6 protein-coding genes and 1 tRNA gene are annotated in these 7,153 nt (G+C 67.5%); 5 read left to right on the top strand and 2 right to left on the bottom strand.

Annotated features, from left to right (window positions below):
- On the top strand, positions 1–145 hold a 145-nt coding region (locus CIK71_RS11040), incomplete at its 5' end, for a Fe-Mn family superoxide dismutase (protein WP_217990167.1).
- A 379-nt stretch (positions 146–524) separates the two neighbouring features.
- Entirely contained in the window at positions 525–1,013 is a 489-nt protein-coding gene (locus CIK71_RS11035) for a single-stranded DNA-binding protein (protein WP_096165717.1), read from the top strand.
- Positions 1,014–1,018: 5 nt separating this feature from the next.
- Here CIK71_RS11035 and CIK71_RS11030 read toward each other — a convergent pair whose 3' ends face one another.
- A complete protein-coding gene (locus tag CIK71_RS11030) occupies positions 1,019–1,570 on the bottom strand; it encodes a PPA1309 family protein (protein WP_096165716.1) in 552 nt (183 codons plus the stop codon).
- A gap of 152 nt (positions 1,571–1,722) precedes the next feature.
- On the opposite strand from CIK71_RS11030, the gene CIK71_RS11025 reads away from it, so the two are divergent.
- Both CIK71_RS11025 and CIK71_RS11020 read left to right on the top strand, forming a co-directional pair.
- Complete coding sequence (locus tag CIK71_RS11025; protein ID WP_096165715.1) at positions 1,723–4,821, top strand: UPF0182 family membrane protein; 3,099 nt, start codon at positions 1,723–1,725, stop codon at positions 4,819–4,821.
- 198 nt (positions 4,822–5,019) lie between these two features.
- Positions 5,020–5,093: transfer RNA gene (locus CIK71_RS11020), tRNA-Met, on the top strand.
- Between the two features lie 137 nt (positions 5,094–5,230).
- On the opposite strand, the gene CIK71_RS11015 is transcribed toward CIK71_RS11020, so the two are convergent.
- Positions 5,231–6,178: an L-lactate dehydrogenase gene (locus CIK71_RS11015; RefSeq protein WP_096165714.1), complete on the bottom strand. Its 948-nt coding sequence runs from the start codon at positions 6,176–6,178 to the stop codon at positions 5,231–5,233.
- Positions 6,179–6,487: 309 nt separating this feature from the next.
- Here CIK71_RS11015 and CIK71_RS11010 point away from each other — a divergent pair, with 309 nt between their 5' ends.
- On the top strand, positions 6,488–7,132 hold the full coding sequence (locus CIK71_RS11010; protein WP_096165713.1) for an SGNH/GDSL hydrolase family protein: 645 nt from the start codon (positions 6,488–6,490) through the stop codon (positions 7,130–7,132).
- The last annotated feature ends 21 nt before the right edge of the window (positions 7,133–7,153 follow it).

Genomic DNA, 7,153 nt, shown 5'->3' with positions numbered 1-7,153 from the left:
GGAGCACGCGTTCTACCTGGATTACCAGAACGTGAAGGCCGATTACGTGAAGGCGATCTGGAACATCGTGAACTGGGCGGATGTCCAGGCACGGTTCGAGGCGGCTCGCGCGACGGGCTCCGGTCTGGTCATTCCCCAGGCCTGATCCCTCCGGGACGGACACAGTGATGGACGGCCGGCTCCCCAATGGGGACCGGCCGTCTTTCGTCTGTGGGGTGACCGGGCGAACCGGGCCGGCAGCGCCAGGCGGGGCGACAACGCCCACCGCACGAGCCGGGGCGACGACGCCGACCGCGCGCGCCGGGGCGACGACGCCGACCGGCCGAGCTGGGCCCGCAGGAGCAGCAGAGCGAGCATGACCCACCGCCCGGCGACGCCGGGCGACTCGTTGACCTTTCCTCCCCAGACCCCCGTCGTCCACAGCAGCCGTGTGGTCCTGGAGGAGGGGGCGGGGACTGGCGACTCTGGACTCATCGGCACGGAGCCGATGCCGGACTCTCCGGCACCTGAGGAAGGGCAACACCATGCGCGACATCCAAACCACTTTGATGGGCAATGCGACCGCCGACCCGAAGTCCCGCCCGCAGGAGGACGGCACTCTCTCCGCGAGCGTGCGGATCGCCGTCACCTCGCGGTACTACGACTCCTCCAAGAACGATTTCACCGATCGGAAGACCGAATTCATCACGGTCTTCGCACGGCGGGCGCTGGCCCGCAATCTGCTGAGCTCGGTGAAGAAGGGGAACCCGCTGGTGGTCACCGGTCGGCTGGGGAGCTCCGAATGGGAGACCGAGGGCGGCGTGATACGCCATTCGCTGACCCTGCAGGCCGAGGCCATCGGTCCTGACCTCACGTTCGGGACCGCGACGTTCCTGCGCCCGCTGAAGGAGGACGACGTCCCGGATCACGATCCGCAGACCGGTGAGGTGCAGGGATCGGGCGGCGACGAGGAGGAGGAGTCATCGCTCGCGGCCGCGCAGAGCGAGGGCGCTGAGCTGGAACCCGCGTTCTGAGGGGATCAGGCCTCGGGCTGCAGCGTCTGCAGCAGGGCAGCGGAGATATCGGGCAGCAGCGCGGCGCCGAGGACATAGCCGTTCTCGTCGCCGCGGTGCACCGCCGACCAGGTGGTGCCGTCCGCCAGCGCGGCCACGACCACCCGCAGCGCACGCCCGGTAGACAGGTCCGCCTCGGTGTCCTCTGTACGCAGTGACCACGCCGACGGCGCGAGCTCGCAGGCGATCGCGGCCCCGGCGGCGAGATCGGGCCACTGCACGACCTGCAGCGCGGCCAACGGATCGACCGCGTCGCCCGTGGCGTCGGCCGCCGAGGAGCCGTCGTCGAGATCGATCGGGGTCAGGTGCAGCTCATCGAGCGCCTCGGCGCCCTCGCCCTCGACGCCCAGCAGGGCGGCGAGCGACGGGGACGCGCTCATCAGCTCGGCGCTGCGGGCCAGCGCGTACAGGCGCGGCACGGTCAGCGGCTGCCCGTCGACATGCCGGGAGATCTCGAGAACAGCGGCGGCCAGAGCCGCCGTCGGGGCGTCGAGGGGGTCCGTTTCGGGAGTCGTCATCGGATCGAGAGGTCCCTTGCAGCTAAGGCCTGACAGAATAGGGGTGTCGCCGCGTCGCGTGGCGGCACCACACTGTACCCGGAGACACGGGGACCATATCTGCGCTGGCGCAGGGGTCCGTCGGCTCCGACACCGAGGCACCCGAGGTATCCGTGAGTTTCTCCGCCCCGTTCGGCGACGCACCCCGGCCGCGACCGCGGCCAGCACCAGATTCCAGCAGTGGAAAGGACTCTCGACGGATCTCCCCGCTCGCCATCACCGCGATCGTCATCGCGGCGGTGGTCATCCTGCTCGTCATCGCCTCGGAGGTGTGGACGAAGTATCTGTGGATGAACCAGCTCGATTTCACCGACGTGCTGGCAGTCCGCTGGGGCACGCAGGGCATCCTGTTCGTCATCGGATTCATCCTGTTCGCAGTGCCCCTGTTCTTCAGCCTGCGTATCGCGTACGTCAAGCGTCCCGTCTACCCGCCCGTCACTCGGGAGCAGGAGGCGCTCGAGCAGTTCCGTGCCGCGGTCGATCCGCTGCGCAGGGGAGTGACCATCGCGGCGCCCTTGATCATCGGTGCCTTCGGCGGTCTCGCGCTCGCGCGGCGCTGGCAGGACGTGCAGATGTTCCTGCACTCGCAGTCGTTCGGGGAGACCGACGCGGTGTTCGGCAACGACATCGGCTTCTACGTCTTCTCGCTCCCGGCGATCAGTCTGATCATCTCCTTCGGCCAGTTCATCCTGCTGGTGGCGATCGTCGGTGCGCTCATCGGCCACTTCATCTACGGAGGGGTGGCGTGGGGCCAGGAGACGGGCCTCGAGGTCACGCGCTCCGCACGCCGTCATCTCGGCGTGCTGGCCGCGATCTACGTGCTGCTGCTCGGCGCAGGCCACTGGTTCCAGCGCTATGACCTGCTGACCGCTGAGCACTCCCGGTTCGAGGGTGCTGCGTACACCGACGTCCACGCGATCCTTCCGGCGCAGACGATCCTCGCGATCGCCGCTGTGGTGGTCGCGGCGCTGTTCGTGCTGTGGATCTTCCGCTCGGACTGGCGGATCCCGGCGATCGGCGCAGGCCTGATGATCCTGTCCACCCTCGCCGTGGGCAACCTGTATCCGTGGGCCATCCAGCAGTTCAAGGTCCAGCCCAACGAGCGTGCGCTCGAGCAGACCTACATCCAGCGCAACATCGACGCCACGCGTGCGGCGTTCGATGTCGACGACGTCAACGAGGTCGCCTATACGGCGACCACCGATGCGACCTCGGGCGCTCTGCGCGAGGACGCCTCGACCACGGCGCAGATCCGTCTGATGGATCCCAACATCATCTCGCCGACGTTCGAGCAGCGAGAGGCGAACCGCCGCTACTGGGGCTTCGACGATGTGCTCAGCGTGGACCGCTACGAGATCGATGGAGACCTCCAGGACACCGTTCTCGGCGTGCGCGAGCTCCGCCCGGATAAGTTCGGGCTGAACGATCGCTCGTGGGTGGATCAGCACATCATCTACACGCACGGCTATGGCAGCGCGGCCGCGTACGGCAACCGTCGCAATGCGGACGGCGAACCCAGCTTCCTGCAGTCGGGCGTGCCCGGCGACGGTGCCTTCGGCGACTACGAGGAGAGGGTCTACTTCGGACGCCACTCCCCGGACTACTCGATCGTCGGCGCCCCCGAGGGCCACACCGCCGAGGAGTTCGACTACCAGTCGGGCACCGATGACGAAGAGGGCGGGGACCAGGTATACAACACCTTCCAGGGCGATGGCGGCCCGGCCGTCGGCAGCTTCATCAACCAGCTGCTGTACGCCATCAAGTTCCGTGATCCGAACATCGTGATCTCGGGTTACCTCAACGACGAGTCGCAGATCCTCTACGACCGCGACCCGCAGGAGCGTGTGCGCGAGGTGGCGCCGTTCCTGTCACTGGACTCCCAGATGTACCCGGCTGTCGTGGACGGCGAGATGGTGTGGGTGATCGACGGCTACACGACGTCGGACAAGTACCCGTACTCCCAGTCCGTCGAGCTGGACAGCGTCGTGGACGACTCCCAGACGAACACGTCGGCCACGGCCGTCAACCGTGAGCGCTCGGCCAACTACATGCGCAACGGCGTCAAGGCCACCGTCAACGCCTTCGACGGCTCTGTGAACCTGTACGCCTGGGACACCGAGGATCCGATCCTCAAGGCGTGGAACGAGGTGTTCCCCGACGCGGTGCAGCCGGCCTCGGAGATCAGCGGCGAGCTGATGAGCCACCTGCGCTATCCGGCGGACTACTTCAAGGCGCAGCGTGAGATCCTCTCGACGTACCACGTGGCTGACGCGGACGACTTCTTCGGCCAGCAGGACTTCTGGCAGGTCTCCCCGGACCCCACGGTCCCTGCGCCGGAGAACCCGGACGGCTCCTCCGGCGAACAGCCGGCTCAGCCGCCGTTGTACCTGACGATGCAGGTGCCGGAGATGGAATCCCCGCGGTTCACGCTCTCCTCCAGCTATATCCCCACCCAGGGGCAGAACGTGCTCACCGGCTTCCTCGCGGTGGACTCGGAGACCGGGGGCAAGGCCGGCAATCCGGCCGATTCCTTCGGTGACATGACCCTGCTGGTGCTACCGGCGTCGAACCCGGTGAACGGGCCCGGACAGGTGCAGGCGACGTTCAACGCGGAGCCGAACGTGTCGCAGGCCCTGAACCTGCTGAAGTCCGGCAACTCCGAAGTCATCAACGGCAACCTGCTCACGTTGCCCGTGGGCGAGGGACTGCTGTACGTGCAGCCCGTCTACCTGCAGTCCTCCGCATCAGGCGGCGGTACCCAGTACCCGCTGCTGCAGATGGTGCTGGTCTCCTTCGGCGAGAAGATCGGATTCGCACCGACGCTCGACGAAGCCCTGGACCTCGTCTTCGGCGGTGACTCCGGCGCGAGTGCCGGTGACGCCGCGGTCACCGACCCCGACGGCGTCGCCGGCACGGCGGATACCGAGACCGGTGAGGGCTCCGTGGACACCCCCGCAGGCGGCGAGTCCGAGGACGACGGGGAGGAGGCTCCGGCCGACGACTCGGGCACCTCGCAGGAGAAGCTCGACTCCGCCCTCACGGACATGGATGAGGCCGTGGCCGATTCCGAGAAGGCGATGGCCAATGGGGACTGGGCCGCTTACGGCGAGGCCCAGGAGCGTATCGCCGACGCGCTGAACCGGGCCGTGGCAGCCAACGAGGAGCTCGGCGGAACCGGCACACCGGCTCCGTCCGACGGCGGAGAAGGCTGACCCGTCAGGCTCCTGAGTCGCTGACAGCACGCCCGTCCCTCCTGGTTCTGCCGGGGAGGACGGGCGTTCTGCATGGCGCCCGCAGGCGCAGATTCCGGCGTCCACATAGGTGAACGGGTGCTTGACGTGGCATGGCGCACGTTTGTGGGGGTTCGGTTGGACGCGCGGGTGGAGGAGCCGTAGAGTTACTCATGTCGACGCGGGGTGGAGCAGTTCGGTAGCTCGCCGGGCTCATAACCCGGAGGTCGTAGGTTCAAATCCTGCCCCCGCTACGAGACGAAGGGCCCCTGATCAGTGGAAACACTGATCAGGGGCCCTTGTTCTCGTCCAGACGCGGCGGGCACTGCACGCTAGGTGACCGGCAGCGCCGGTCGACCCGGTGCGCACCGTCGGACGCCCCGCTGAGCGGTCAGGTACGCAGGCCGGCGGCGACCTCGTGCAACGACGCAGCGGAACGCTGGAGGAGCTCCCGCTCGTGGTCGGAGAACGGCGTCTCCGCAATGGGATGGGCGCCCGTGCGGTTGACCACGCAGGGCACGGACAGAGCGACGCCATGCAGCCCCTGGATGCCCGAGAGCACCGGTGCGACAGGGAGAACCGCGTTCTCGTCGTTCACGATCGCCTCGACGATCCTGGTGCTCGACAGACCGATCGCGTAATTCGTCGCCCCCTTTCCCTGAATGACGGTATAGGCGGCGTCGCGGACGTCCACCGCGATCTGATCGAGAGTCGACTGTTCGAATACTCGCGCCCCTCCGACTGTCCAGTCCAGTAGGGGAACCGTACCGACGCTCGCGCTGGACCATAGGGGGAACTCGGTGTCCCCGTGCTCTCCGACGATCATGGCGTGCACGCTGGAGGCGGAGACTTGAGCACGGCGCGCAATCTCCCACCGCAGGCGGGACGAATCCAGGGTCGTGCCGGAGGCGAAGATCCGTTCGGCCGGCAACCCGCTCGCCTCCTTGGCGAGCATGGTGAGGACATCGCACGGGTTGGAGACGATCACGTAGATGGCATAGGGCGAGAGCTCCAGCAGCTGCACCATCAGCGAGCTCATGATGCGGGCGTTCGTGGCGGCGAGCTCGATGCGGTTCTGGCCGGGCTTCTGCTTGGCACCGGCGGTGATGACCACGACGTCGGAGTCGGCGGTGACGGCGATGTCGCTGCCCCCGCTGATCTCGGTCGCCCCGACGAACGTGGCGCCGTGGCAGAGGTCCAGAACCTCTGCACGAGTCTTCTCGGGTGCGATGTCGTAGAGAGCGATCTGGCGTGCCGTCCCACGGATCATCGCAGCGTAGGCAACGCTCGATCCGACAGCTCCGGCTCCGACGACGGTCAACTTGCTCACTGTTCTCATATCCCGAAGCTACCGGGATCCCCGGAGATCGAGCGGGACTTTGGACACGCCGAGATCCGCGTCGGTCTGGTGCGCCCGGTCGGCTCCTTGTCCGGCCGACACTCCGGTCGGCGGCCCACCGAATCGTCATCCGTTGCACCCGCGGCCGATCAGCGGTCGGCGCGCATCGACCAGAGCTGCTCTGCGTCCTGAGACCTCCTATGGCTCGAGGACCTGTGCGACCGTGCCTCGCGCGGAGGCTTCCTGCCTGATCTGCATCGTCATGTGTCCTTCCGCGGGCCGGAACCTCTGCTCTGGCAGGATTGCGGTATGACACCGGCTGCCCTCCCCGAACCCCGCACCCTGCTCTTCATCGGGGACTCCATCACCGACTGCGGGCGTCGCGAGGATCCCGACGCCCTCGGATACGGATATGTGCGGCTGCTCGCCGAGCACTTCGCCGCCCATGAGCCGTCGGCGACGGTGATCAACCGCGGCATCGGCGGCGACAAGGTCGCCGATCTCGTGGCCCGCTTCGGCCCGGACTGCCTCGAACAGGATCCCCAGGTGGTCACCATCTACGTGGGCGTCAATGACTCCTGGCACCGCTACACCCGCGGAGAGCACGTCTCGGACGAGGACTTCGAGCAGGGCTACCGGTACCTGCTCGACCAGCTCTCGGCGACCCGTCCGGCTGCTCCGGTGCTGATGATCGTGCCGTTCGTCGCCGACGTCGATGACGAGATGGCGCGCATCCACGAGGATCTCGACCCCAAGGTGCAGATCATCCGCGACCTCGCCCGGGAGTTCGGGCACCCGCTGGTGGATCTCGAGCAGGTGCTGACGCGCGCATGGGACGTCGGGCACTCACCCGCAGGTCTCGCCGAGGACGGCGTGCATCCGACGATCGCCGGGCATCGGCTGATCGCCGACGCCTGGCTCGAGACGTTCGCCGACGCCGACCCGACTCGTTGACCAGGACCACCTCCTGACCAG

The sequence above is a fragment of the Brachybacterium alimentarium genome, from assembly GCF_002332425.1.
Lineage (GTDB): Bacteria > Actinomycetota > Actinomycetes > Actinomycetales > Dermabacteraceae > Brachybacterium > Brachybacterium alimentarium.
This window is presented reverse-complemented; position numbering and strand designations above follow the sequence as displayed.

Excerpts from the sequence above, each read along its gene's own strand:
- CIK71_RS11035 (WP_096165717.1), top strand. The coding sequence starts at position 525 with ATGCGCGACATCCAAACCACTTTGATGGGCAATGCGACCGCCGACCCG.
- CIK71_RS11030 (WP_096165716.1), bottom strand. The coding sequence starts at position 1,570 with ATGACGACTCCCGAAACGGACCCCCTCGACGCCCCGACGGCGGCTCTG.
- CIK71_RS11015 (WP_096165714.1), bottom strand. The coding sequence starts at position 6,178 with ATGAGAACAGTGAGCAAGTTGACCGTCGTCGGAGCCGGAGCTGTCGGA.
- CIK71_RS11010 (WP_096165713.1), top strand. The coding sequence starts at position 6,488 with ATGACACCGGCTGCCCTCCCCGAACCCCGCACCCTGCTCTTCATCGGG.